Genomic DNA, 23,641 nt, shown 5'->3' on the forward strand with positions numbered 1-23,641 from the left:
AATGTCCGAGCCCACGCCAGAGCAGGAAGCCAATCGGCCAACCTCACTGGGCATATATGATAGGCCAACCAAGCCTTCGATAACCGAGATCGAAATTGCAGCCGTCGCCCTCAGCGTGATCTGGCTGATCGTCTCGGTTGTTTTTCTGGTGCTGCCCGACGAGGTCGACGGCGGAGGCTTTGTCGTGACCTTGCTGGCGGTCTTCATGCCGGTAGCGATGATCTGGGTCGCAGCAATGGCCATGCGCGCCAGCCGGATCATGCGCGAGGAAAGCGCACGACTACAAACCTCGATTGACGCCATCCGAAACGCATATATCGCTCAGCAACAGCGATCTTCCAGCACCTATGAGCCAGCCGTATCCAAAAAGCTGGATCAGATCGCGGAAACGGCCAAGAAAGCCGAAAGCGCGCTGGCCACGTTTTCAACCAAGCGCAGGGAACCCGCACAGCAACCGACAGCAGTGGGGAACGGCGATCAGACTTCGCTGGAACTGGGTACACAAGCTGGGGATATCGTGCCCCCGCTTGGCACCGACATCTTTATCCGTGCGCTGAATTTTCCGGAAACACAGGAAGATACCGAAGGCTTTGATGCCCTACGGCTGGCGCTCAAGGACCGCAAGACAGCCAAGCTTGTACAGGCCTCTCAGGACGTGCTGACCCTGCTCAGCCAAGAGGGCATCTATATGGATGACCTGCGCCCTGACATGGCCCGCCCCGAGATCTGGCGGCAATTTGCGCAGGGTGGGCGCGGACGGGCTGTCGCGGCCTTGGGCGGCATTCGCGACCGCTCCTCGCTGGCGCTGACTTCGGCCCGGATGAAGCAGGATCCCATTTTCCGGGACGCCGCCCATCACTTTCTACGCCGGTTCGATCACATGATCATCGAGTTTGAACCCCGTGCCAGCGATGCAGAGCTGACCGCTTTGGGGGATACAAGAACCGCGCGGGCCTTCATGTTGCTGGGGCGTGTGGCCGGAACCTTCGACTAGATTCCGAAACTTCCATAGGGGATGAACCGGACAAGATCACCCGGTTGGATGTGGCGCGCGCCGTCTTCGATCTCGACCAGCCCTTCGGCCCAGCTTAGCCCGCTGATCCGCCCGGACCCTTCCGAGTTGAAAACTTCGGCTTTTCCGTCTCGGATACGGGCCCGCAGATATTCCCGCCGCCCGGGTTTCTTGCGCTTATCAAAGGCGGCAGGCAGATCGAACCCCCGCGGGTCCCGCCAGCCCTCGCCAGCCATCAGGCCCAGCGCCGGGCGGGCAAAGATTAGGGTGCAGACCAATGCCGCTACTGGATTGCCGGGCAGTCCGAAAACCGGCACTCCATCCCAAATCCCCAAAGCCAGAGGTCGCCCCGGTTTCAGGGCAATACGCCATTCCTGCATCGCTCCGGCCTGCCGCAACAGAGCGGAGACATGATCTTCGTCCCCTGCCGACGCGCCGCCGCTAGTCAGAACAACATCCGCCTCTTTCGCAGCTTCGTTCAGCCGCTCGCGCAGGGTTTCACGATCATCGGCAACGCGGCCCATATCCAGTGGCTGGAATCCCATCCGCTGGATCAGAGCCAGCAACATTGGGCGATTGGCATCGTAGATTTGCCTTGGCTCAGCAACCTCGCCGGCCTCGACCAGCTCATCCCCCGTTGACAGGACGGCCACCCGCAGAGCTTTGCGAACCAGCAGATCACCAGCACCCGTCGCGGAGAGAAGGGCCAGATCGGCAGGTGTCAACCGGCGTCCAGCGGGCAAAGCCAGATCACCTCCAACCACATCTTCGCCCGCATTGCGGGTATTGGCACCCTGTTTCAGGGGGCCGCGAAAGGCGATATACCCATCCTGAACTGTCACGTCCTCTTCCAGAATAACGGTGTCCACCCCATCGGGCAGGGCCGCACCAGTCAGAATCCGTATGGCGTGGCCGGGCGCAAGCTGACCATCAAAGGGAACACCAGCCGCCGCACGCCCGTCTTGCAGCGGCATCACCTGCGGCCCATCCGGAACCGGACCGGCAAAGCCATAGCCATCTACCGCCGTATTTGCCTGCGGCGGGTTCGATCGTTGGGCATATACATCGGCGGCCAAAATCCGACCTGCGGCTTGTGCCAACGGAACGGTTTCAGCCCCCATCACGACCGAAAGGCGGTCGCGCAGCAGGGCCAACGCCTCGTCAACCGGCGTCCAGCTCACGCCCGCAGGCAAGGCAAAACAATCGTTGCGCAGGGGCGGTGGGGCAATGTCCGGTTTGCTCATAATCCTACCTCTTGCAGAATGAACCCTGCGATGGCTGCGGTGTCGTCCAGATCAAAAACCGGACGGTCGAAGTTCAGCTCTGTGTCACTGGCAACCGCGCGCACAGTTTCGTTCTCGGCCGCAATCAACGGATTTCCTGCGGCCACCCGATACGCCTCGACCTTGGGGTGGGCTTCGCGTTTGAACCCCTCGATCAGCACAAGATCAACCGGAGCCAAGCGTGCCAGCAGATCAGAGAGAGGCGGCTCGGGTGCGCCGCGCAGTTCCTGCATCATCGCAATGCGCTTGCCGGACGCCAACAGCACCTCGGACGCACCGGCTTCTCGATGGCGAAAACTGTCCGTGCCGGGCTGGTCGACATCGGCGGCGTGATGGGCATGTTTGACGGTCGAAACCGAAAAGCCGCGCGCGGTGATCTCGGCCACCAAACGCTCCATCAGGCCGGTCTTGCCCGCGTTTTTCCAGCCGGTGACGCCATAGACCTTCATGCCTGCTCCAGCAGCTTTTGCGCCCGCGCCAGATCGTCGGGCGTGTTGACATTGAAGAAGGGATCAAACGGCTCCGCCGGAAACAACGCCTCACGCCCATCATGTTTATCGGTCCACAGCACAACCTTGCGCAGCCCGTCATTCAAGGCGTCCCGCAAATCATCTCGCAACGCGACAGGCCAGAGGCCAAATGTCGGATGCCGGTTGACCCGTTTGCCGCCGCCGGATTTCAGTGCTTCATCCCCGGTTCGAGGCGTAGTCGCCAGCACCAGCGGATGGGTTTGCCCTTGAGCAGCATCCGTTAGGCGCGCCACAAGATCGCGCGGAAAAAACGGCGTGTCGGCAGCGGCGGTGACGATACTGTCGGCCCCCTGTTCTGCTGCCCAATCGAGCCCCGCCAGCACACCCGCCAGAGGCCCGGCGAAACCTTCAATCGTGTCGGGAAGAACCGGCAGGTTGAGGTCGGCGAACCGTTCAGGATCACCATTGGCATTCAGCGCCAGACCGACCACCTGCGGGCCAAACCGGTCAATGACATGAGACAGCAGGCTCTGCCCACCGACTGTCAGCAAGCCTTTGTCGCCACCACCCATCCGAGTGGCAAGGCCTCCTGCGAGGATGATGCCGAGAGGGCGGGTCATTTGATCTCCTCAAGCGCGGGCCATTTCCTGAATTTCTGGGTGGGCAGGAAAAGCAATGGACAGACGGCCAATCCGAATGCTGTAAACCAAATAATTGCAGGCCACCCCGTCAATTCGGCCGCCTTGTAACTCAGGCTATAGTGGGCTGGCAAAAACACTAAGACCGCCCCAACAGCAAAGATAAGACCAAAACAGCACCGATACGTGCGCACCGCCTTTCTGACCTCATCTGGTATCCCGGCAAACTCAGGCAGACCGTGCATCAAAACCCGCTGAAGCACGAGTGCTTGTTTTTGAGACAACTCCCCCCATGCCTGCCAACCAAGCCGAAAGGGGGCGGCGATGTTCCAAATGCTGATATATTCCTCTGGCGCCCACCCCAGACGGTTACGCAGGTTGACGTCCAATTGCGCCATACCCTCAATGATCGTGCGTTTCGACCGCTCAAGGAGCCAGAACACATAGACCATCAATGGCAGCAAGCCCAATGTCGCGACGAATAAAATAAATAAACCAAAGACTTCCAAAATCATTCCGCACTTTTCCGTCTATGCTTTTTATCTTCGACCGCCACTGTTGACGGGTCGACGTCGCGCACCAACCGGTCCTCGCCCGCAAGACACACGAACCGCTGCCCCCGCATGCGGCCGATCAGGGTCAGGCCAACCTCACGCGCGATTTCGACACCCCAGGCGGTGAAGCCTGACCGTGACGCCAGCACCGGGATGCCCATCATCGCGGTCTTGATCACCATTTCCGAGGTCAAACGACCTGTGGTGTAGAGGATCTTATCTTCGGCCCCTACACTTTCGGACAGCATCCAGCCTGCAATCTTGTCGACCGCGTTGTGGCGGCCCACGTCCTCCATATAGACCAACGGCCGGTTTTCCCGACACAGGACCGTGCCGTGAATTGCACCAGCCTCAAGATACAATGAAGGGGTTCGGTTGATTTTGGCTGCCAGATCATACAGCCATGAGGTGCGGACCTGAACCTGCGGCAGGCGCACGTCCTCCAGCCCTTCCATCATGTCACCAAACACAGTGCCGACCGCGCAGCCGCTGGTTCGGGTCTTTTTCTTCAGCTTGTCCTCATATGAGGTTTCGCGCGCGGTGCGCACCACCACGGTTTCCAGATCGTCATCGTAATCCACGCCGGTAATGTCATCATCGGCCAACAGCATCCCCTGATTGCGCAGGAACCCCAGCGCCAGATATTCAGGGTAATCGCCGATTGTCATTGCAGTCACGATTTCCTGCGCGTTGAGGAAAATCGTCAGGGGGCGTTCCTCAACGACCGAGATCCGGCTGACCGCGCCATTCTGGTCGATGCCTTCAACCGCACGGGTCAGGCGAACCGCGCCGGGATCAGGGGCGATGATGTAGTCGGTGGCATCCGGTTTCGTGGCCAATTGCAACCCTTTCCCAAGATCGCTACTGCTGTTGGCGATACCATAGGAATTTGCCATGGCTTACACCACATCCAAGTCATACTTCTGGAAGGGTTTTCGTGATGGAGCGCCGTTTATCTTTGTGGCAATTCCGTTCGGCACACTTTTCGGCGTATTTGCGACCGAGGCTGGGCTGGATATTGTCCAGACAATCGCCTTTTCGGCGGCTGTCTTTGCCGGGGCGGCCCAGTTCACCGCCCTGCAGCTGTTGCAGGACAACACACCCAGCCTGATCGTTCTGGCATCGGCCCTGGCGGTTAACCTACGCGTGGCAATGTATTCGGCCTCACTGACACCTTATCTTGGGGCGGCCCCCCTGTGGCAACGGGCCTGCGCCGCCTATCTGACGGTCGATCAGTCCTATGCCTGCTCCATTGTACAGTTCGAAAAAAAGCCCGATATGACCGTGCCGCAGCGCATGGCCTATTTCTTTGGCTCGGTCACGCCGATCACGCCGCTTTGGATTTTGGCAACTTATCTTGGCGCAGTTTTGGGCGCACAGATTCCAGAAAGCTGGGCGCTGGATTTTGCACTTCCGATCACATTCCTGGCAATGATCGGGCCGATGATGAGGACGCTTGCCCATGTCATCGCCGCCTTAGTCGCCATAACCGTTGCTCTGTTGACCGTAGGCGTGCCGTTCAACCTGGGCCTGCTGATCGCCGGGACCGCCGGGATGATCGCAGGGGCGCAGGCCGAATTGATGTTAGAGCGGAATAGGCCATGACACAGATTGATCCGGTGACCATGTGGAGCATTATCGTTGGCTTGGCGATTGGCAGCTTTGCCCTACGCTTTACCTTTATCGGCATCGTCGGAGACCGCCCGATGCCACCCTGGTTGTTACGCCACCTGCGCTATACCGCCGTTGCCATCGTCCCGGCCCTGATTGCGCCGCTGGTGGTCTGGCCAACCGCAACGGATGGTCAGCCCGACGTGCCGCGCATGGCCGCCGCAGCGGTTGCTTTGGCGGTTGGTGTCATCACAAAAAACGTGGTCATTGCCATCTTTGCCGGGGCGGGCACGCTCTATGGCTTGCTATACCTATTGGGTTGAGGCCGCTTCCAACTGGTTCAGGCGCGCATTGTTCGAGGCCAAACCGGCCTGCAGGTCAGCATCGTCATTCTCGCGGTATTCGGTGGTCACGACGCCGGGGAGTTCACCGAACTGATCGGACAGCTTGACCGGGTAGAAGGTCGTATTGATCTGCTCGAAACCCGGCACCTGCTGCAATAGCTGCGAGGTTGAGTTGGCGCAAAACGCTTCGGATACAGGGCCCATCTGCTTGGCCAGTTGCAGGGCAATTTCGGCCTGCTGTGGTGTCACCTGAATCGTCTGGATACGCGCATAATGCGTTTCGCGCGCGTGGCTGCTGCGATAAGCGCGTTCGACATTCGGCGTGATGCCATACAGAACATCGTTTCGGATCGGCACTACATCGGCGCGAAACGAGCCTGCGGGGTCGAAGATCACCCTCTCGCTGCCGCTTATCATCAGCGAGGTATGCGCCCCCGAACCGGTCCGGGTGCTGATCATGGTATAGAGCGTCAGTGTTGATGGTCCCGGATCACGATAGGAACGGGCCACAACTTCGGTCTGATCGGCCTGCGGACGCTGCGAACCGGCACAGCCAGCCACTGTTGCTGCCAGCAGGCAGGCAATCACAAATCTGATCACGGCGGTCAGCCTCGCCCGGGATTAAGCGGCGAAAACCGCCAGAAACAGGCAAAGGAAAGCAATCGCCACCACGCACCATGTGGTCGCTTTTACGAAACCGTTGAAGGTTTTGGTTTGAACGGTGATGTCCATTTCGCCGTGCTTATGTTCAGCCATGATTTTCAGAATCCTAATTCGCGTGTTTGATACGTTGGATAATCGAAAATCCCGGGCCTGTCACCACGTCATTCGGGCGCAGGTGACACGGAATTAAAGACCGAACACCCGCGATATCCGAACCCCCACCGCCAGGGCAGGCCCGAACAGGGCGCCCCGCCCAATCGCACCGCGCCATACATGGCCTCGGCGGTTATGGCATGGGCGGATTGTATCTGATCCGAAGTCATGTCATAGCGTTCGGCGTAAATTTCGGCGTTCTCATCCCCGTGTTGCCGCACGCAGGCTCTCAGGCTGTCATCGGCTGACAGGCGCGCGTCATAACTGTCTTCGGGGCGCAGGCCTCCGCCCGCGTGGTGATAGGCCCGGTCATGGCTGACACAGCAACTCTCCCATGGGGGATGCGCCTCGAACAGGGCCTGAAAGCTGGGAAACGTGTCGGCCACAAAGCGCCAACTGGCTGACAACCCGCCCGAGCAGCCATCCGTTTCAAATGGCGTCAATTCCGCAGCGCCCCGCTGTGCGATCAGCGCGCGATGGGCGGGCATCTCAAGACTGCGCATAAAGTCCTGCGCGCCGACTGGCGCCGCGATCAGCGCCAGAGAAACGGCCAGATTACGGGCTTTCATCGCGCATCGCATCGGTATCAACGGCCATGCCGAGCACCGTTGCCAGCCACAGCATCAGACGTTCAGCCGGCCCCATTTCAGCGCGGATACGCAAGACTTCTTTGGCCATTGCCGGTCGGTCCGTGATCAGCCCATCCACCCCCATCGAGGCCATGGCCGACATCTGCAACGGGTCATTCACCGTCCAGACATAGATATCCTTGCCCGCGGCCTGCACCGAACGTACCAGCCCCGGCGTGGCCATAGCGGCGTTGACAGCCACAAAATCCCCTTCGAGACCCGACAGATCGCCCACGGCGGTTGCCGCCAAAACCCCCGCTCGCCATTCAGGGCGCAGTGCCTGCATCTTTTGCACAGCTGGATATTTCAACGACATGGTGGCGATGTCATCCTCCATGCCGAATTCCTCGACCAAGGCCGCAACGCGGTTTTCCAGATCGACGTCATGACCGTAATATTTCAACTCGATGATCACCTTGGCCCTGTCTTTGGCCGCAGCCAGCACGTCGCGCAGCGTTGGCGTGCGTTCATCGGCATATTCCGGGCCATACCAACTGCCGATATCGATCTCGGCCACGTCTTCCATCGTGGCATCCCAGACCTTCAGGTTCACCCCGGCCAGCTTCATGAAATCGCTATCATGGGCGACGATTATCTCATCATCCGCCGTTTCCTGCACGTCGATTTCAACCCAGTCCGCCCCGTCCTCAATCGCCTTCAGAACCGAAGCCATGGTGTTTTCCGGCCGTAACGCAGCGGCACCACGGTGGCCGATCACCTCGGCCCTGTCAGGGGCCTGAACGCGTTCCAGCAGGGATTGACCGAACCAGAGCCCGACCAATACCGCCACCGCCGCAATGCCAACAGCACTCAGCAGACCAATGCGCAGATTGCCTGGCGCGGGATGTGGTGGTTCAGAGGTCCGGATCTCGAAAAAACCGTCCAGCAAAACCGCCAGTGCTCCCAGCGCGGTGGCTGCCAAAACCAGCCCGGCCAACGACCAGAGCCCGGCGACCAGAAGGCTGTAAACTAGCGCCAGCCGCAGATGCTCTGCCCCCTGCAGGGGCACCAACGCGAATAATGATCCCGCGCCCCAAGCGATCAGCGCGGCAAGAACTGCCCTCAGCCCCAGCCAATACACCAGTGCGATCTTGAGCCGCCCGCGCTTGCCCTCCATCCGATCCGCGCTGACCTGGAAAGCATCAGCCGGTGGCAGGTTTTCGAACAGAACCAGATGCAGTCCCAGCGCCCATGCGGACAGCTTGCGAATCAGCACCCATGCCATGACCAGCACCACAGCTCCGATCAGCGCAACGGCGATCCAGAAAGACGGCGGATGGAAGGTCAGGTAATAGTTGATGTCATACTCGGTCAGCGTCCACCAGGCGATCAGAGCAGCGATAGCGGCGAAAGGCAGGATCAACAGGATGATCCGCAGAACCAGGCGTGCAGCAAATCCAAACAGCGCAGGCAGGCGCGACAGGATCAACTTGATCGCCGCGCTCCCCGCGCGCCACGGATCGCTTTCGCCCATCCTCAGCGACCCGGCCATGACCGAGAAGACAAAGACCTCGGCCAGCAGGAACAGGCTGAGCATTGCGATTGCGACCGCAAACCCCAGCGGAGACAGGATGAACGCGGCAATATCCTGATCCGTCAGGGCGGTCTGGCTGGAGAGCGAAACTGCTAGGTTCACCGCAATCGCCACGCCCGGCGCAATCAGCGCAATCAGCAACAGGCGCACGGCGACATAGATCGGCACAAAGACCCGGCGGCGTGCCCACGCGCCCTTGTATGCTTTTGTAACGGCAGAAAAAGTGGCCACGTTGCGCCCCCCAAATGATTGATTCATTCAAGGCTGCGCAGACGTGAATTGCAAGTCAGGCTATCAGTTTTCTTCCAGATCAGCCGCCAGTCGGAATCCGATGCGATTGGCGGGCTTATCCTCGACCGACTTGGGCAGCGCTCGCAGCATTACATTCAACTGGCTGACATGCTGCACGAGCTGGGTTCGCGCCCCGGACCCATCTGCGCCATAAAAAGTGATGATATCAGGGTCGAAATAGCCCATCCCTTCGATCCGCATTACCCCGGCATCACCCCCAGTAAATCCCATGGCGACCTCATGATCCGCATCCAGCGTATTCTCGAAATTCTGGATATACAGGATCAACCGTTCATAGGCCCATTGTGCCGAACTTTTGGTGGCTACGGGCTTTTGCAACTGGCCGGGCAGGTCCTTGGCGCCGGATTTCGCATCCGGGTTGGCATGCACCTCGTAACATCGGGGCAATGCTGCTGATTCCGCTGCCTCGGCTGAGGTTTCGATCTTGTCCATGCCTTCTACCCTTTGCGCTGAAACTCCCACGCCCCGTCCGCGCGCCGCGTTCGGGTAACAGCACCAATGTGGTAGAGATGGTTCAGATGTGCAACTGCTTCGACCAGAGCAAGCCCATACTCTCCTTCACCGATCTGGCGTTTGAACAAGGGCACAAAGCACTCAGCAGCGGTTTTGGGCTGGTCCAGATAATTCTGCAGACGGTCCAGCGCGCTGTGGTGGTTGTCGATCAACTGCTTCATCCTGACCGGCAGGCCGGTAAAGGGCAGTTTATGCCCGCCCAGCGCCATATGATCCGGGCGCGCCAGGTCTTGCAGGCGCTCGCAGGCTTCCATCCACTCCGCCACTGGATCCGCCATGGGCTCGGTAACATAGACGCCCAGATTGGGGCTGATCGAGCTGAGAACCTGGTCGCCCGTGATCACCAGATTATCGTCACGGCTCCAAAAAGTTGCATGTTCGGGGGCGTGGCCATTGCCCATATGAACATCCCAGTCGCGCCCGCCCATACGAATGACGCTGCCCTGCTTGATCCGGGTAAAGCCCAGCGGCATCGGATAGACCGTGTCGCAGAAATTGAAGGGCCGTTCTGTCATCCTTTTGGCAAGGAAATCGGCATCCATCCCGGCGCTTCGGTAGTAATCCAGTGTTTCCTGCGGCCAGTTTTCCTGCACATCCAGCGTCAGCATCCGTGCAAACAGCCATGCGGTACGCGACGTGACCAGCTCGGCCCCGTGTTCAGATTGAAACCAACCAGCATTGCCAACGTGATCGGGGTGGTGATGTGTCACCACCACGCGCGTCACGGGTTTGCCCCCCAGCGGTCCCGCCATCAGGTCCGCCCAAATACGGCGCGTCTTGTTCGAGGACATGCCAGTGTCGATCACCGTCCATCCGTCGCCATCATCCAGCGCATAGATATTGACGTGATCCAGCGCCATAGGCAGCGGCAACCGCATCCAAAGCACGCCTTCGGCAATTTCAACGGCCTCGCCCAGGGCCGGAGCCTCGGGCCAAGGATAGCGGATCGTCAAATGTGTATCACCGTCCATCAGGCAGCTACCATTTCCTCGGCGCTGAGAGCAAAGACGTCATCTGCACCGTTCTGCGCCTGAACCAAAAGCCCCGAAAACTCAGGCAACAGCGCATTGATATAAAAGCGTGCCAGCTTGAAACGGGTGCCGTTTGGCTCGGCCAGGGCCGCCTTGAGGTGATAGTGACCGCCCAAAACGCGGGCGAATGCCTTCAGATAGGGCACGGCGCCGGCAAATCGCGTGTTCATGTCGGACTGCGATATCAACCACTCGGTCGTTTCACGCAGGCTTTCCGTGGCCTCCCAGACAGGACCCGCCAGTTCCGGCATCGACCCACGCGCGCGTTCAGCGTGATCCTCGATTTCGTCCAGCAAACGGGACGCCGCTTCGCCGCCATCCATCATCTTGCGTGCGACAAGGTCCATGGCCTGAATGCCGTTGGTGCCCTCGTAAATCGCGGTCACACGGACGTCGCGATAGAACTGTGCCGCGCCGGTCTCCTCGATAAAGCCCATACCGCCATGGACCTGCACGCCTTCTTCCGAAACCCGCATACCGGTTTCGGTACCGAAGGCCTTGTTTATCGGCGTCAACAAGGCCGCGCGCGAAACCCAGTCCGCGTCGCCTGTTGCATTGGCCATATCAATCGCGGCTGCGTTTGCAAGCATGATCGCGCGCGCAGCAAAAGTATCCGCACGCATGCTCATCAGCATCCGGCGTACATCGGCGTGATCGAGGATTGTGCCCGAAGGTGTCTTGCCTTGTTTCCGCTCAAGCGCATATTCCAGGGCCTGCTGATAGGCGCCTTCGGCGGCACCGATACCCTGTCCGCCGACGCCCAGTCGCGCGTTGTTCATCATGGTGAACATCGCAGCCATTCCGCCATGTTCCTTACCCACAAGCCAACCTTTGGCGCCATCATACTGCATCACGCAAGTTGGCGAACCATGCAGGCCCATCTTGTGCTCGAGCGAAACCACTTTCAGGTCATTTGCCACACCTGGATTGCCATTCTCGTCCGGCAGGAACTTGGGCACCAGAAACAGCGATATTCCCTTGGTTCCGGGAACTGCATCGGGCAGGCGTGCCAACACCAGATGGCACACGTTTTCAGCAAAATCGTTGTCACCCCAGGAAATGAAGATCTTCTGACCAGACACCGAATAGGTGCCATCTCCATTCGATTCTGCCTTCGACGTCAGCGCACCCACATCCGATCCCGCCTGCGGCTCGGTCAGGTTCATCGTGCCCGACCATTCACCAGCGATCATTTTGGGCAGGTACAGGTTCTTCAGCTCATCACTTGCGTGGTGCTCCAGTGCTTCGATCTGGCCCTGCGTCATGAGCGGCGCCAGTTGCAGTGACAGGCAGGCCGCAGACATCATCTCGTTGACGGCAGTGGTCAAGGTCATCGGCAGCCCCATACCGCCATACTCGGGATCGGCGCTCATGCCGATCCAGCCCCCCTCCGCAATAGCGTTCCAACCGTCGCTAAATCCTGGCGAGGTACGCAACACGCCGTTTTCCAGACGCGCGGGCTCCAGGTCTCCGTTTCGCTGAAGCGGCGCCATAACCTCTTCGCAGAGTTTTCCAGCCTCGGTCAGGATCGCGCTTACGACGTCTTCGCTTGCTTCCGCGAACTTGTCGGTCGCTGCAATACGATCAAAATCAACCGCATGACGGAACAGAAATTCGTAATCTGCAACTGGTGCGCGATAGGGCATAATATTACCTCGGGGCTGTCTTGAACGGTCCGCGACGCCGGGGTTGGAAATCCGCTGACTCGCCGTTATTCATCTGGGTTTGAACGATTACGTACCCATCCTTATGCTACAAGCAATCAAAACGCGGCGTCACTCACAATGATCTCTAACGGTACACTCGAACTGTCAGCCGACCCGGCGGGAATTGCTCAGGCTGCGGATCTTTTGAGGCAGGGACAGCTGGTCGCTTTCCCGACTGAAACGGTCTATGGGCTGGGTGGGGATGCCCGCAACGGAGAGGCTGTCGCCAGCATCTATGCCGCCAAGGGCCGGCCCAGTTTCAACCCTCTGATTGCGCATGTCGCATCGGTAGAGTCCGCGCGCAGGTTTGTTGAATGGTCAGATCAGGCCGAGGCTTTGGCACAGGCGTTCTGGCCCGGCCCGCTGACTCTGGTTCTGCCGCTGCGGGAAGGGCACGGTGTATCGTCGCTTGTCACTGCCGGGCTGGATACATTGGCGGTTCGGGTGCCTGCGCATCCTTCTGCCCGGGCTATTCTCGAGATGTTCGACGGGCCGGTCGCTGCGCCCTCGGCCAACCCTTCGGGACAGATCAGCCCGACAACAGCCGCGCATGTCCGCGCCGGTCTGGACGGGCGCATCGCTGCCATTCTGGATGACGGTCCCTGTGGTGTCGGGCTGGAATCCACCATTGTCGGCCTCGCTGGAGAACCTGCTCTGCTACGCCCCGGAGGGGTGGCTTTGGACCAGATCGAGGCAGCTCTCGGCTCGGCATTGCATCTACACCAATCGGGCGACACGCTAACAGCACCCGGACAGATGCTGTCGCATTACGCCCCGGACGTGGCGGTCCGGTTGCACGCGCAGACTACACATGGTGACGAGATTCTCTTGGGATTTGGGCCGGTCGAATGCGACCTGAACCTGTCCGCTGATGGCAACCTGACCGAGGCGGCGGCCAATCTGTTTGCGGCTTTGCACAAGCTCAACAGCACCGGACGCCCGATTGCCGTGTCGCCTATTCCGGACCACGGATTGGGTGCCGCTATCAACGACCGGTTGCGCCGGGCCGCAGCGCCACGTGACAGTTGATTAGGCGCGCCCTGCGCTGGCCGACAAAGTCAGAGGATCGACGCCCAGCGTTGCCAGCGCCGCCTCCCATTTCTGATCATCGGGGACATCGAACACCAGCTTCGAATCCGCCTCGGTTGTGAGCCATCCGTTCATCGCGATCTCATCCTCAAGCTGCCCGGGTCCCCAGCCTGAATACCCTAGCGTCAGCATAGAATTCAGCGGCCCTTGCCCCGAGGCCAGGTCTTCAAGCACGTCCAACGTTGCAGTCATGCTGAAATCGTCCGAAATCTGCAGGGAATGGAGGTTCGCGTCATAATCGGCGCTGTGCAGGACGAATCCGCGCGACATCTCGACCGGGCCGCCGAAATGCACCAGACGCTCACCCACGATCGGGATACGGCAAGCGATATTCAACTGACCCAGCAGCGTCTTTATGCGTAAATCCGAAGGTTTGTTGATGATCAGACCCATCGCGCCATCGTCGCCATGGCTGCAAATATAGACAACCGAATGATCGAAACGCGGATCGCCCATCCCAGGCATCGCAATCAACAGTTTACCGGTCAGATCCATAAGACGACATCTCTTGCTGAGCTCCCATCAACAATGCCCCCGCAGTCCCGGTATTGGCAAGGGACGAGCGGCGATTTCGCTAGATTTCATTCGAGTGACCCGAACGTGACTTGGAATTCGCCTCGAGACCACGCATTTATAGGGTATGAACATTCACAAGACATTTCTGGCAGCCGCCCTTGCCGTGACCGTTGGCGCGATTGGACCGGCATCTGCACAAGTGGTCGGCTCGGTGGCCGAATTGGATATCCTGGACGGCGGGCGCACAGCAAATGGAGCCTATCTTGGGGCGCTGCGGGTGACCCTGCAGGACGGCTGGAAGACCTATTGGCGGGCGCCGGGCGATGCGGGTATTCCGCCACAGTTCGACTGGAAAAGATCAACCAATGTCGGCAGCGTGTCGATCACATGGCCCGCGCCGGATGTCTTTGACCAGAATGGCCTGCAGTCGATTGGATACGAAAATCAAATGGTCCTGCCGGTCGAGATTTCGCCGAAGAACCCGGCCAAACCCGTGCGGCTGAAAGGCACGGTGGATCTGGGGGTCTGCAAAGACGTCTGCATCCCGGAACGTTTGGGCTTCGATCATACCCTGAACGCCGAAGCAGAGCGCAACCCGACGATCGCGGCGGCACTGGCCAAGCGTCCCTATTCCGCCAAAGAAGCCCGGGTCGCCAACGCGCGGTGCCACCTGACCCCGACGTCTGACGGAATGCAGATCGAGGCGCGCGTCACCATGCCATCCGCAGGTGGCCGCGAGATCGCCGTGATCGAACCCGGCAACCCCGAGCTGTGGGCCTCGCAAACCGACGCCAAACGGCAGGGCGGTACTCTGGTCGCCACATCCGAGGTGATCAACGCCTCGGGCGGTCCGTTTGCGCTGGATCGCTCAAAGATCCGGATCACTGTTCTGGGTGCCAATCACGCGGTGGACATTCTGGGGTGCAGCGCTGGCTGACCCCATGATGCAAACTCCGAAAATCGGTGCGCTTGCGGTCGTCATTCATGACGGGCACGTCCTTCTGGTTCAGCGCAGCAAGCAACCGGATAAGGGGCTATGGGGCTTTCCCGGCGGCCATGTGGAATGGGGCGAAACCGTCCTGCAGGCAGCACAGCGGGAACTGCGCGAAGAAACCTCGGTGATTGCCGAGCCGTTGCGGTATCTGGACAATCTGGACCTGTTGCGCCGCGACGCTCATGGCGCGGTTCTGTCTCATTACCTGTTGGTTGGCGTGGCCTGCCAGTATCAGACCGGGCTACCGGTTGCGGGGGATGACGCAATGGATGCACGCTGGTTCCCACTGGACTTGATCCGACAAGGCGCACTGCCCATGAGCGACCGAGTCTCAAACCTGTTGGAAACCGCCCTGCGTCAGGGCTAGGCAGTGCGTCCTTTGAGACGGGCGTACAACAGGCCCGACAAAACAATGCTCACCACCAGAATCACCGTGGCGCCGGCAGTAAAAGCTCCAAACCCCATCCGCAGGATTGAGGGGCCCTCTGGCCCGGCATAAAGCCCCGAAACAAGGCCCGGTGGAGACCCGGTCACCGCAGGCCAGATCATCGTCAACGCAAACCAGAGCATCAAGGCAAACCCGGTGACAACAAGCGCCCCCTGCACCACACGATCCGGCGCCCGAATTGCGCGACGCATGGCCGTCATTGGCCGCGACAGATCGTTCAGGATCCCCAGCAGGGCAGGAACGAGCAGCAATACCAGCACCATCCCAAACGCCAACCCATAGACCAGCGTGATCACGGTCGGTTTGAGGAACTGTGCCTGCTGCGATCCTTCGTACAACAGTGGGGTCAGGCCCAGAACCGTGGTCAGCGTCGTCAGCATTACTGGCCGCAATCTGTCCGATGTCCCCTCGACGATGGAGGGCATCAGCCCACGAGTCTGCTGATACTCGTCAATCGTCGTCACCAGAACAATCGAGTCGTTGATGATGATTCCGGTCATCCCAAGCAGGCCAACAACCGTGAACATGCTGAGCGGGACCTCCCAGATATAATGGCCCCAAATGGTTCCGACCAAACCAAACGGAATGATCGCCATCACCACCAATGGTCGGGTCCAACTGGCAAAGACCCAGGCCAGCACCAGATAGATGCCCGTCAGGCACAGGATCAGACCGGTACGGGCTTCGGACAGAAACTCTTCTTCCTGCTCGCTCAGACCTGCCATGGTCCACTCGACCTGACGTGTGGCTGCGATATTGGGCAGAATTTCCTCGCTCATCGCACGGGCGATCTCGGCCGCGCGTGTTGGATCATCCTCGGAGATATCGCCATAGACCGAAATCACCCGCAGTCCGTTTTCACGCCGCACGGTCGAGAATCCGGATTTACGCTGAACCGAAACGATATCGGCCAACGGGACATAGACTCCATCGGGCGTGCGCATCAGTGTGCGTTCCAGGAAATCGGCGGTCAGTTCTCCTTCAGGCAATTCAACCCGGATCTCGGCACTGCGCGGGCCATCCGGGAAGGTCGCGGCCTCGATCCCGTTCAGACGGTCCCGCAGCACCCGGCCCAATGTTTCGATCCGAAAGCCCAGCGCCTGTCCCTGCGCGGTCAGATCCAAAATGTATTCTTCCTTGTCATAGGCCAGATTGTCTTCCAGCGCTGAAACCTCAGGGTATTTCGAAAGCGCGACCTGCAAGTCCTCGGAAGCCGTTTTAAGCGTGTTCACATCGGCGCCGTAGAGCTGCACGTCAATCGCATCTCCTCCCGGACCAGACCGCCAGCCCCTGAAGCTGAGCAGCTCAAGTTTGGGATGGCTTGGCGCCATTTCCTGCAACTCTCCGACAAACTCGAAGCTCGAATAGGGGCGCAGGTCGGCATCTATCAACTCGATCGAAATCCCGCCCAGCAAATCCGTGTCCTTGCCATCCGCTGCCGAAAGTGCACGGCCCGCGGATCCCCCGATCTCGGCCAGCACGTAATCAATGGGGTTGCGCCCGTGCCGCTCTTCATAGCGTTGGCCAAGCGCCTCTACCGAGGCCTGCAGTTGGTGCATCATGGCCAACGTATCCGCGCGGCCTGCGCCCTCGGCCATGATAAAATTGCCTGTAACCGATCCACGCTCGGGCGCATTGAAGAACCGCCAGTTCACGTCCCCGCGTATGAACAGGGAAATCTGGCTGGCCAGAATGACGATCATCGCCGACACCACCACATAGCGTGCCCAGATTACCCAGGCGATCAGCGGTCGGAACAGCGTATCGCGCACCCAGCGAAACCCCTTGTTAACCACACGGTTCGGCAGATCATACCAATGTTCCTTGGCAGAGTGCGCAATCGCGTGGGCCATATGGTTGGGCAGGATCAGAAAGCATTCGATCAGCGAGGCGATCAATACCGCTATCACCGTGAAGGGGATATCGCGGATTAACTCTCCGAAACGTCCACCAATCGCAGTCAGGCCAAAAAAGGCAATAACCGTGGTCAGCGTCGCAGCAAAGACCGGCATCGCCATGCGACGTGCGGCGCGTTCGGCGGCCACCATTGGTGGCTCACCCAGCCGTCGCGCGCGAAAATCGGCATGTTCACCCACAACGATGGCGTCATCCACGACGATACCCAGAGTGATAATCAAGCCGAACAACGACACCATGTTGATCGACAGGCCGCCAATATACATGAACGCAATCGCCGCCGACATTGCCACCGGAATACCCGCGGCAACCCAAAAGGCAATCCGCGCATTCAGAAACAGAAACAGCAGGCAGACCACAAGACCCAGCCCAACCAGCCCGTTATCGACCAGAATATCCAGCCGGTCGGTGATCGCTTGCGCCCGTGTCCGGATCAGTTCGGCCTTTACGCCCTCGGGCAGGCTGGCTTGCATCTGCGAGACGACATCTTCGACCGTGTGTTGAATTTCAATCGCGTCCCCCAGATTTGACCGGTCCACACGGACGGACATTGCAGGGTTCTTGCCAACAAAATAGCTGCGGTTTCGGGTAACCCCCTCGATCCGGATCTGCGCCACATCACCGATCAGCAGTTTTGAGCCATCTGCGAAATTGCGCAGCGTGATCCCTTCGATCTCTTCCGGGCTGCGCTTTTCGGTGCCGGTGCGAATGCGCGCATTGGCCCCTGTCACATCCCCTGCCGGATTGGCGTTGACCTCGGCAGCGATGGCTATGGCGATCTCGGATAGGGTGATGTCGTTGGCGATCAGCTGTGCTGTGGGCACCTCGACTACAACGCGCGGCGCGGCGAGGCCCCGGATCGTGGTGCGGGTCACGCCAACAGCGAACAAACGGTTGATCAGCTCATCGGTGAACTTGGCCAGCTGTTCAGGATCGACAGGGCCGGTGACGACAACATCCGTGACGCGATCGCGCCAGGCGCCGCGTCGGATGGTCGGCTCATCAGCGTCGTCTGGCAGGTTGGTGACACTGTCGACCGCTGTTCTGACCTCTTCGACCGCGCGAGACATATCCCAGTTCGGCTCGAACTCCATCCGGATCTGGGCTGTGCCCTCGCGCGAAGTCGAAGAGGTGCTGGACACGCCTTCAACGGCCAGAAGGGCCGGCTCCAACAACTGAACGATGCCATTATCGACATCTTCAGGGCCAGCTCCATCCCAGCTAACGCTGACATCCACCCGTTCAAGGATCACATCGGGAAAGAACTGCGCCCGCATATTCGGGATGGCCGCCGCGCCCAGCACCAGCATAACTAGCAGCAGCAGGTTGGCGACCGTCCTGTGGCGCGTGAAATAGCTGAGTATCCCCCCAGCCGCGCCGGGAATTTCGCGCATCATCGCGCCTAACCTCCGGCTCGGTTTTCAATGCTGCGCACCAACGACGCGGGAACCTTGGCTTCGCCCAGTTGGCCCAGCACGCGGGCTTTGACATCTTGAGGCAATGCATCACTGGCTTCGACCTGCGCCACCAGCTGGGCACGCTGTTCCTCGGACAGCTCGACCATATCCGTCTGGCCCCCTGCGCTGGCCTCATCCCGCAGCGGCCTGACCCGGACACCGGCCCCAAGCAGAGGCGTTCGACCAATGACAACCTCGCGACTTTCCAACCCCCGCCCGCGCAGCAGCACCTCATCACCCTGACGGCGGATCAACTGCACTGGTAGAACCTCAAGCCGGTCATCCTTGCCCAGAATCAGAACCGTCCCTGCTGAATCCAGAACCGAGGACGGCAGGCGCACCACGTTCTCAAGCGGCTGTTCCTGAACCGAGACTGTCACGAAATCACCGGGCTTGAATCCCGAAGTATCCTCGAGCAAGGCATAAAGCAGGCGACCGGTTTGCCCTTCTCCGGCCGAGCCGCTATCGCGGCTTATGCGGCCCTGTGCCGCAAGATCTGCTCCTGTGACCTCTAGCGATACAGTGACCGGGGAATTGATCAGATCCCCTTCAGCATCCAGCAGGCGCACGAATTGCGCGGTCGAGACGCGAAAGGCCACCTCAAGTGCTTTAGGATCAACCAATTCGGCCAGTTTTTCGTTGGCTGACACCAGGCGACCCTCAACCAAAGTCACGTCGGTCAATGTTCCCCCAAACCGAGCGTGGATAGTCATGTCTTCCAAATCACGTTCGGCAGCGGCAAGCGCGATACGGGCGCGGGCCAGCAAAGTCGTTGCCTGATCGACGCGCGATTCCGCCTGTGCCAGCGCGATCCTCCGGGCCAAAACAGATTGCTGTGCCGATGCCTCGGCCAGTTCCGCCTCTTCCACGGATGCCGCCGCGCCCACTCCCCGGCTTTTCAAGTCTTTTTGACGCTGCAGGGCACGGCCCCGCAATTCGGCCTGCGCCTCGGCCGAGTTCAGCTCATCCTGCGCCAGCAGCAGCGACCGTTCGGCATCGCGTTCCTCAAACTGAGCATCCAGCAGGTCCGACTTGGCGCGGTCCAGCGCCGATTGTGCATCCGCCGGATCAAGCTCGACCAGAACCTCTCCTGCAGTGACAGCACCGCCATCTTCAAAATCTTCGGACAAGGAAATCACACGGCCACCAAGCGCTGCACGCAGTTCCAGGCGGCGGCGGCTTTGCACCTCGCCAAATGCTTCAAGATAAGGCGTTACGGTTTCCACTTCGGCATTCCGGACAGTAACCGCAAAAATGCGCTCCCGCGCCTGCGGAGCGGCATCCTCGCGCGTCAGAACATCCTGCACTGCACCCGCGATCATCTGAACCGCCACAAACAAGAGTGCCAACGTCAAGGACGTCAGGAAAACTCCGGCAAGGCTCTGCCTCAGAAAGCGCATTTACTATCACCCCGTTCGCATCAGGCTGGCATTTCAGAAGGTAGCTTTGCCCCGAAAAATGCCAAGCCACAAAGCGGTAATACACATTTGAACGTGTAACCAGCTTACTTCCGTCGCAGATGTTCGTCCAATCTGGGCATAATTTCCACGAAATTGCAGGGCCGGTGACGATAATCGAACTGTTTTAGCAATATTCCATCCCAGGCATCCTTGCAGGCACCGGGGCTGCCGGGCAATGCAAACAGATAGGTGCCCCCGGCGACGCCACCTGTGGCGCGCGACTGGACGGCAGAGGTGCCGATCTTTTGCATCGACAGGATTGTAAAAACCGTGCCGAATGCGTCGATTTCCTTCTCGTAGACATCCCGATGCGCCTCGACTGTAACGTCGCGCCCTGTCAGGCCGGTACCCCCGGTCGAGATGACGGCATCTATTTCAGGATCTGCGATCCACACGCGCAGCTGTTCTGCAATCTGGGCGCGCTCATCCGGAAGGATCTTGCGGTCCGCGACCAAATGGCCCGCCGCCTGAATCCGATCCACCAAAGTCTGTCCCGATCTGTCCTCGGGCAGCGTCCGCGTATCCGAGACAGTGAGGACGGCGATCCGAACTGGAATGAATTCTTTGCTTTCGTCGATGCGTGACATATGACGTCAGGCCCTTTCCATAATCGCAAGCCGAATGGCGAGCGCCGTAAAAATCCCTCCGGTCACCCAGCCCATGAAACGCGACGCACGCGGGTTCGAGACCAAGACTCGGCCCGTGCCACCGGCAAACATGCCGACCATCCCGTTCACCACAAAGCCGCCCAGCGCGATGATAAGGCCAAGGGTCAGGAACTGCGGCAAGATTGGCCCAAAGGCCGGGTCCACAAATTGCGGGATGAAGGCCAGCACGAACAGGATGACCTTTGGATTGGTGAGATTGACCAGCAGCCCATCACGAAACGCAAGTTTCCCGCTATGTGCCGGTGCCTCGGTCGGCGCAGCACCGTTTTTGATCGAACGCCAGGCCAGATACAGCAGATAGGCCACCCCCACCCAACGGATCACATCAAACAGCCAGGGCAGCGTGGATACCGCCGCGCCAAACCCAAGCCCAGCCAGCAGGACATGCACCATCGACCCTGCAGAAATACCGGCGCTGGCCGCGAGCGCGGGCCGTGCGCCTTTGCGCAGGCCCTGCCCAAAGCAGAACATCATATCAGCTCCGGGTGTGAGGTTCAGAGCGAGCGCAGCCGGGATAAACGCCAGAAGGGTTACAGTTTCGATCATCAATGCAGCTCAAACCAATTTGGTCTGGGCCCCAGATTGGCCACTTGGGTGCGCCCGATTGCCCCGCGATACCCCCAGCTGTCATGGATATGGCCATGCAGAGAAAGCTGCGGCTGCACCCGCTCGATCGCGTCGCGCACCGCGACCGAACCGACGGCGCCGCCCATCGACGTGACATCGCCATGCCCTTTGGGCGGAGAATGCGTAATCAGAATATCGGCAGCGTCGCACCGATCCAGCAACTCGGCGGCCTCGGCCTCGGTCAGATCGCAGGACCAACCGCCAAAAGGCGTCACGGGCACACCATATCCCAGACCAAACAGGCGCACCCCGTCCACAGTCATCCCGGTACCGTGCAGCACGTGGACACCTTCGGGCACAGCCGCTGTCAGCTCTTGGACGCTTTCGGCATTGCCGGGGGTTAGGACCAGAGGGGCCGAAATGCCCGCAAGCATCTCCATCGCCTGATCCAGCCCTTGCCGCATATTGCAGAAATCACCAGCACCGATCACCAGATCCGCCTCGGCGCTGGCGGCAACCAATTCTACCGCCCGACTGCGCGCCATATGCAGGTCGGAAAAGGCCAGGATGCGCATCACTTGCCCTCCAGCCGGGCCTTCAACTCCAACAGATCTGCCCAGGCCTGCCGTTTCATTGGCGGTTGCCGCAGCAAGTAAGCAGGGTGAAACATCGGGATGACCGGCAGCCCCCAAGCCTGATCCCACTGGCCGCGCAACCGAGTTATACCGCGTTTGCCCAGCACCGCCTGACAGCTGATATTGCCCATCACGACCAGAACCTCGGGCTTGGCCAATGCGACGTGGCGCTCCAGAAACGGCTTCATCATGCCGATCTCTTCGGGCTTGGGATCCCGGTTCTGCGGGGGCCGCCAGGGCAGAACATTGGTGATATAGACGTTTTCGGCACGGTTCAGCTCAATCGCGGACAACATCCTGTCCAGCAACTGCCCGGCCCGGCCAACAAAAGGCTTGCCCTCACGGTCTTCATCCCGGCCCGGAGCCTCGCCGATGATCATCACCCGGGCGCCCGGCGTCCCGTCGGCAAACACCAACTGGCGCGCGCCACGTTTCAAATCGCAATGATCAAACGCATCCATCGCAGCGCGCAACTGGTCCAGCGATCCAGCAGTCTTGGCGACTGAATCGGCAATCGCCAACGCATCGACCGGCTTGGGCTTTTCCGGCGCCGTTTGTACCGCTGTGGGCTTTTTGGATTTGGGCGCAGTGTCGGGCAACGCATAGCGGTCCACCGGGGCATCCCCGATCGCATCCGTCGCGCCGAGTTCAATCTGCCAATCCAGCAGAGCCCGCGCTGTGTGATAATCCAAAGCCGATTCCATAGACCTCAATCTAACCTCCTTTTGACCGAGGGAAAGCGAATTGGCCTTGATTGCGCGCTCGGTCGCACCGACCATTGGGGCAATCATGCTGATCCTGTTTCGAATCCTCTCAATTTGGGCGCTGTTGGCCATGGCCAGCGGGCCTGTTTCGGCGCAGCTGTTTGACCGTAACGACCAGTGCCGCGCGGGGCAGTTCGCCTGTGGCAGTCGGTGCTGTTCCGGTGGGCAAAGATGCAGTTTCGACAATCATTGCATCCCGCTGGGCGGCACCTATTGCGGCGGCGGCCGCAGCTGCGGGCCGTTCGAGCGCTGCGTGGCAGGCGGGTTGCGCTGCGCACCCAAAGGGGCCAACGCATGCACCACGCGTCTGGACTGCCCCGGCGACAGCTTTTGCAACGCGCGCGGGGAATGCCAGCGAAACACCCCCGAATTCGACCCGGATTCAGCCACCAGCGGCAGCCCCATCACCTGTGACGACGGCTTGACCTGTGCGGCCGGATCATCCTGCCTGCCAGCCGGAGGATGCGCGCAGCCCGGTTGGTTCTTGTGCGAGAAAACCGGATCACAATGCCGCCCCGGATTCAAATGTTCGAACCATCAAGGATGTGTGCCGGTTAAGGCGATCGACTGCGGCTATGGCAAATGGTGCAAACCCGGCGAACTGTGCTTGCCCGAAGGCGGGTGCGAGAAACTGCACTAACGCCTTGATCCCAAGGTTGCCTTGCGCGGCGCG

At 59.9% G+C, this 23,641-nt stretch carries 26 protein-coding genes; 7 read left to right on the forward strand and 19 right to left on the reverse strand.

Annotated features, from left to right (window positions below; translation table 11 throughout):
- Position 1 precedes the first annotated feature (1 nt).
- A complete protein-coding gene (locus tag AC2FJ5_RS06405) occupies positions 2–994 on the forward strand; it encodes a hypothetical protein (protein ID WP_142635394.1) in 993 nt (330 codons plus the stop codon).
- On the opposite strand, the gene AC2FJ5_RS06410 is transcribed toward AC2FJ5_RS06405, so the two are convergent.
- The 5 genes from AC2FJ5_RS06410 to AC2FJ5_RS06430 are packed head-to-tail and all read right to left on the reverse strand — an operon-like array spanning position 991 to position 4,802.
- Positions 991–2,256, reverse strand: a complete 1,266-nt coding sequence (locus AC2FJ5_RS06410; protein WP_496701782.1) for a molybdenum cofactor synthesis domain-containing protein — start codon at positions 2,254–2,256, stop codon at positions 991–993. The two genes, AC2FJ5_RS06405 and AC2FJ5_RS06410, sit on opposite strands and share 4 nt — an antisense overlap.
- On the reverse strand, positions 2,253–2,744 hold the full coding sequence (mobB, locus tag AC2FJ5_RS06415; protein WP_142635390.1) for a molybdopterin-guanine dinucleotide biosynthesis protein B: 492 nt from the start codon (positions 2,742–2,744) through the stop codon (positions 2,253–2,255). The genes AC2FJ5_RS06410 and mobB overlap by 4 nt, the downstream gene beginning before the upstream one ends.
- Positions 2,741–3,385 carry a molybdenum cofactor guanylyltransferase MobA gene (gene mobA, locus AC2FJ5_RS06420; RefSeq protein ID WP_496706179.1) on the reverse strand — a complete coding sequence of 215 codons (645 nt, stop codon included), beginning with the start codon at positions 3,383–3,385 and terminating at the stop codon, positions 2,741–2,743. The genes mobB and mobA overlap by 4 nt, the downstream gene beginning before the upstream one ends.
- Positions 3,382–3,918, reverse strand: coding sequence for a hypothetical protein (locus AC2FJ5_RS06425; protein ID WP_496792821.1), 537 nt, complete (start codon positions 3,916–3,918; stop codon positions 3,382–3,384). Before AC2FJ5_RS06425 ends, mobA begins: the two co-directional genes overlap by 4 nt.
- Positions 3,915–4,802 (reverse strand): formate dehydrogenase accessory sulfurtransferase FdhD, encoded by an 888-nt coding sequence (locus AC2FJ5_RS06430; protein ID WP_496792877.1) that lies wholly within the window; start codon positions 4,800–4,802, stop codon positions 3,915–3,917. The genes AC2FJ5_RS06425 and AC2FJ5_RS06430 overlap by 4 nt, the downstream gene beginning before the upstream one ends.
- Before the next feature lie 49 nt (positions 4,803–4,851).
- Between AC2FJ5_RS06430 and AC2FJ5_RS06435 the strand changes: the two genes are divergently transcribed.
- A complete protein-coding gene (locus AC2FJ5_RS06435; RefSeq protein WP_496792822.1) occupies positions 4,852–5,562 on the forward strand; it encodes an AzlC family ABC transporter permease in 711 nt (236 codons plus the stop codon).
- Positions 5,559–5,891: an AzlD domain-containing protein gene (locus AC2FJ5_RS06440; protein WP_142635382.1), complete on the forward strand. Its 333-nt coding sequence runs from the start codon at positions 5,559–5,561 to the stop codon at positions 5,889–5,891. Before AC2FJ5_RS06435 ends, AC2FJ5_RS06440 begins: the two co-directional genes overlap by 4 nt.
- Here the strand turns inward: AC2FJ5_RS06440 and AC2FJ5_RS06445 are convergent.
- From AC2FJ5_RS06445 to AC2FJ5_RS06475, 7 genes are all read right to left on the reverse strand, one after another.
- Positions 5,880–6,512, reverse strand: a complete 633-nt coding sequence (locus AC2FJ5_RS06445) for a hypothetical protein (protein ID WP_271948503.1) — start codon at positions 6,510–6,512, stop codon at positions 5,880–5,882. The two genes, AC2FJ5_RS06440 and AC2FJ5_RS06445, sit on opposite strands and share 12 nt — an antisense overlap.
- Before the next feature lie 21 nt (positions 6,513–6,533).
- The gene (locus tag AC2FJ5_RS06450) at positions 6,534–6,668 is read right to left on the reverse strand and encodes an aa3-type cytochrome c oxidase subunit IV (RefSeq protein ID WP_142635378.1); all 135 of its coding nucleotides are present in this window, start codon (positions 6,666–6,668) and stop codon (positions 6,534–6,536) included.
- 68 nt (positions 6,669–6,736) lie between these two features.
- Positions 6,737–7,297 (reverse strand): hypothetical protein, encoded by a 561-nt coding sequence (locus AC2FJ5_RS06455; protein WP_496792823.1) that lies wholly within the window; start codon positions 7,295–7,297, stop codon positions 6,737–6,739.
- Complete coding sequence (locus tag AC2FJ5_RS06460) at positions 7,284–9,122, reverse strand: glycerophosphodiester phosphodiesterase family protein (protein ID WP_496792824.1); 1,839 nt, start codon at positions 9,120–9,122, stop codon at positions 7,284–7,286. The genes AC2FJ5_RS06455 and AC2FJ5_RS06460 overlap by 14 nt, the downstream gene beginning before the upstream one ends.
- A 63-nt stretch (positions 9,123–9,185) precedes the next feature.
- Positions 9,186–9,635, reverse strand: a complete 450-nt coding sequence (locus AC2FJ5_RS06465) for a DUF6173 family protein (RefSeq protein ID WP_142635374.1) — start codon at positions 9,633–9,635, stop codon at positions 9,186–9,188.
- A 5-nt stretch (positions 9,636–9,640) separates the two neighbouring features.
- Positions 9,641–10,687 (reverse strand): MBL fold metallo-hydrolase, encoded by a 1,047-nt coding sequence (locus tag AC2FJ5_RS06470; RefSeq protein WP_496792825.1) that lies wholly within the window; start codon positions 10,685–10,687, stop codon positions 9,641–9,643.
- Positions 10,687–12,393, reverse strand: a complete 1,707-nt coding sequence (locus tag AC2FJ5_RS06475; RefSeq protein ID WP_496792826.1) for an acyl-CoA dehydrogenase — start codon at positions 12,391–12,393, stop codon at positions 10,687–10,689. The genes AC2FJ5_RS06470 and AC2FJ5_RS06475 overlap by 1 nt, the downstream gene beginning before the upstream one ends.
- A 138-nt stretch (positions 12,394–12,531) precedes the next feature.
- Between AC2FJ5_RS06475 and AC2FJ5_RS06480 the strand changes: the two genes are divergently transcribed.
- Positions 12,532–13,482, forward strand: coding sequence for an L-threonylcarbamoyladenylate synthase (locus AC2FJ5_RS06480; protein WP_496701792.1), 951 nt, complete (start codon positions 12,532–12,534; stop codon positions 13,480–13,482).
- Here the strand turns inward: AC2FJ5_RS06480 and AC2FJ5_RS06485 are convergent, their stop codons facing one another.
- Positions 13,483–14,037 carry a YqgE/AlgH family protein gene (locus tag AC2FJ5_RS06485; RefSeq protein ID WP_142635367.1) on the reverse strand — a complete coding sequence of 185 codons (555 nt, stop codon included), beginning with the start codon at positions 14,035–14,037 and terminating at the stop codon, positions 13,483–13,485.
- A gap of 145 nt (positions 14,038–14,182) precedes the next feature.
- Between AC2FJ5_RS06485 and AC2FJ5_RS06490 the strand changes: the two genes are divergently transcribed.
- Positions 14,183–14,995: a protein-disulfide reductase DsbD domain-containing protein gene (locus tag AC2FJ5_RS06490; RefSeq protein WP_281972581.1), complete on the forward strand. Its 813-nt coding sequence runs from the start codon at positions 14,183–14,185 to the stop codon at positions 14,993–14,995.
- 7 nt (positions 14,996–15,002) lie between these two features.
- Complete coding sequence (locus AC2FJ5_RS06495; protein WP_496689045.1) at positions 15,003–15,419, forward strand: NUDIX hydrolase; 417 nt, start codon at positions 15,003–15,005, stop codon at positions 15,417–15,419.
- Here the strand turns inward: AC2FJ5_RS06495 and AC2FJ5_RS06500 are convergent.
- From AC2FJ5_RS06500 to AC2FJ5_RS06525, 6 genes are all read right to left on the reverse strand, one after another.
- Positions 15,416–18,814 (reverse strand): efflux RND transporter permease subunit, encoded by a 3,399-nt coding sequence (locus AC2FJ5_RS06500; protein WP_496792827.1) that lies wholly within the window; start codon positions 18,812–18,814, stop codon positions 15,416–15,418. The genes AC2FJ5_RS06495 and AC2FJ5_RS06500 overlap by 4 nt on opposite strands.
- A gap of 5 nt (positions 18,815–18,819) precedes the next feature.
- Positions 18,820–20,274, reverse strand: coding sequence for an efflux RND transporter periplasmic adaptor subunit (locus AC2FJ5_RS06505; protein WP_496792828.1), 1,455 nt, complete (start codon positions 20,272–20,274; stop codon positions 18,820–18,822).
- 104 nt (positions 20,275–20,378) lie between these two features.
- Positions 20,379–20,921 (reverse strand): molybdenum cofactor biosynthesis protein B, encoded by a 543-nt coding sequence (gene moaB / locus AC2FJ5_RS06510; RefSeq protein ID WP_496696503.1) that lies wholly within the window; start codon positions 20,919–20,921, stop codon positions 20,379–20,381.
- A 6-nt stretch (positions 20,922–20,927) separates the two neighbouring features.
- Complete coding sequence (locus tag AC2FJ5_RS06515) at positions 20,928–21,548, reverse strand: LysE family translocator (protein WP_496792830.1); 621 nt, start codon at positions 21,546–21,548, stop codon at positions 20,928–20,930.
- Positions 21,548–22,144 carry a metallophosphoesterase family protein gene (locus AC2FJ5_RS06520; RefSeq protein ID WP_271948518.1) on the reverse strand — a complete coding sequence of 199 codons (597 nt, stop codon included), beginning with the start codon at positions 22,142–22,144 and terminating at the stop codon, positions 21,548–21,550. The genes AC2FJ5_RS06515 and AC2FJ5_RS06520 overlap by 1 nt, the downstream gene beginning before the upstream one ends.
- Positions 22,144–22,908, reverse strand: a complete 765-nt coding sequence (locus AC2FJ5_RS06525) for a uracil-DNA glycosylase (protein WP_496693552.1) — start codon at positions 22,906–22,908, stop codon at positions 22,144–22,146. Before AC2FJ5_RS06525 ends, AC2FJ5_RS06520 begins: the two co-directional genes overlap by 1 nt.
- 40 nt (positions 22,909–22,948) lie before the next feature.
- Between AC2FJ5_RS06525 and AC2FJ5_RS06530 the strand changes: the two genes are divergently transcribed.
- Positions 22,949–23,608, forward strand: coding sequence for a scavenger receptor class F, member 2 (locus AC2FJ5_RS06530; protein ID WP_496792831.1), 660 nt, complete (start codon positions 22,949–22,951; stop codon positions 23,606–23,608).
- Positions 23,609–23,641: the final 33 nt, after the last annotated feature.

It is taken from the genome of Ruegeria sp. CDSA221, from assembly GCF_059611825.1.